Genomic DNA, 2,020 nt, shown 5'->3' with positions numbered 1-2,020 from the left:
AAAGTCGTTTGAATGATTTCTTCTTGGTCTACGTGCCATAAAATACTCCATATATTGATGTTTATAACATCATTTGAGGAGCAGAGTATCACTTATAGGAGTTGTTCAAATTTCCGGATCCATCTCTAAGTGAGGAGGAAATGACTCTTACTATTCAGATGTTGTTTCAAGCTTTTTTTGATTGATAGAGTTTTATGTATTAAACTCTATATTGAAAGTAAATATATTGTAAAAATAGTATGTTATTTACTAATTGATTAAATTATTTACACTTATTCTGTATAATGCTCTATGAATTCATTACTTATTTTTTTAAATTAAAAATCATATGCAAAGCTTAAATGATGAAGAGTGTCGCCAAGTTGAAAGTGTAAAACAGCTTTTACAAAAAAATTTTAAAGATAAGCTTTATGCTATTTATTTATATGGTTCGTATGTTGATGGTGGTTTAAAACATAAAAGTGATCTTGATATTTTAGTTATTATTGAACGTGAAATTACCGATCAGGAAAGAAAACAATTAGCGCAGAATTTTCTAAATATATCTGTTCCGATTGGTCATGCTACAGCGCGTGCCTTAGAAATTACGATATTAGAAAAAGGGAGTATTACCAATAAAAATCATCCATATACATATCAGCTACAATATGGCGAGTGGTTGAGAGAAGAATTACTCAAAGGTGAATTACTTTATAGTCAATCTGATCCAGATATTAGTATTTTACTTAAAACTGCCCAATTACATAACATTACTATCTTTGGACCTGATATTTGCGATTGGTTAAATCCAATTAGCTATGAACAATTAATATTTGCCATGCAAAAAACTTATCCACAAATTATTGCTCATTGGAAAGACGATCAGGATGAATGTAATCAAATTTTAGCGCTATGCCGTATAGCTTATACATTAGATCATAAAACAATAGTTGCCAAGGATGTTGCTGCGACATGGTTTTTAGAATTCTTAAGTCAGATAGATCAAGACATTTTGCAACTCATAATAGATGAATATATTGGGCAAGGTCATGAGCAATGTTGGTTAGTTTTACATGATCAGCTTGCTAAAATTGTTAAAGAATTACAGCATAAAATTGAACCACTACTTTTTAACTGATGTGGAAGTAATGGATATGCTTCTTAGATTATTACCTCACTATATCTCTAAATACCGAAGAGACTTGATATTGCAAAGGGGGGCGTGGTTGGAGTTGCATGAAGATTTTAAATAAAAGCGGAGGAACTAGGGTAAAAGTTGCCAAAAAGTTTCTTCTGAAATGACTTTTATATTATGACGTTTAAGCAAAGCGGAGGTAACTCCATTGCCATAGATCTTATTCCCATTAAATTGACCATCGTAAATCATTGAACTACCACATGAAGGGCTATTTTCTTTAAGCACTACCAGAGTAGCTTTTAATAATTGAACTTTTTTTAAAGTTCTATATGCCCCTTCAATATAGATTGAAGTCACATCCTTTCCTGATTTTTCAATTACACAGGCTTTTCCATCTAAGACATCATCGCCATTACCTCCCGAAATCTCGGCAGGTTCGCGTGGTGTTGATAAACCGCCAAGAATCTCTGGACATACCATAGTAGCTTTTCCATCTTTGACTAATTTTTCGATTTTTTCGTTTAAGCTATGCGTCCCGTTATAACGTACCTTTAAGCCAGCCAGACAAGAACTTACTAAAATCATATTTCCTCTATGAAAAAGATATGTATCGATTTGCTATTTAGCCAGTACCTATTATTTTTTAAAATTAATAGGTTAGTGCTATGGATAAAACAAGAATTTAAATATGATCAATGCAAAGTGAGTTATTTTTTTTCTAACCCACAAAGCTTATAGATTAGTTTGATCCTTTTTGTTTAGAAAATTTATCAACAGTGATGTGTGCTGAATTAGCAGGAGACTTTCACTTGGGAGATTCTAGGCAGCTAACCGATAAAAGTCTTCTGCCATTTGATTTGGTGTCTTAAAATCCAAGCCTTTTTGAATTCTTCGCTGATTATA

The 2,020-nt window shown here is 32.1% G+C and carries 2 protein-coding genes; one reads left to right on the top strand and one right to left on the bottom strand.

Going from position 1 to position 2,020, the window contains the following annotated elements:
* Nucleotides 1–328: 328 nt before the first annotated feature.
* Nucleotides 329–1,117 carry an aminoglycoside adenylyltransferase domain-containing protein gene (locus FTU16_RS16350; protein ID WP_038350081.1) on the top strand — a complete coding sequence of 263 codons (789 nt, stop codon included), beginning with the start codon at nt 329–331 and terminating at the stop codon, nt 1,115–1,117.
* Between the two features lie 126 nt (nt 1,118–1,243).
* Here the strand turns inward: FTU16_RS16350 and FTU16_RS16345 are convergent, their stop codons facing one another.
* Nucleotides 1,244–1,702, bottom strand: a complete 459-nt coding sequence (locus FTU16_RS16345; RefSeq protein WP_077170035.1) for a DUF523 domain-containing protein — start codon at nt 1,700–1,702, stop codon at nt 1,244–1,246.
* Nucleotides 1,703–2,020 lie beyond the last annotated feature (318 nt).

The sequence above is a fragment of the Acinetobacter sp. YH12069 genome (assembly GCF_013419675.1).
Taxonomy (GTDB): Bacteria; Pseudomonadota; Gammaproteobacteria; order Pseudomonadales; family Moraxellaceae; genus Acinetobacter; species Acinetobacter amyesii.
Note: the sequence above shows the minus strand (reverse complement) of the source record. Positions and strands in the feature narration are given on the sequence as shown.

Coding starts and splice junctions, on each gene's coding strand:
- FTU16_RS16345 (WP_077170035.1), bottom strand. CDS start 1,702: ATGATTTTAGTAAGTTCTTGTCTGGCTGGCTTAAAGGTACGTTATAAC.
- FTU16_RS16350 (WP_038350081.1), top strand. CDS start 329: ATGCAAAGCTTAAATGATGAAGAGTGTCGCCAAGTTGAAAGTGTAAAA.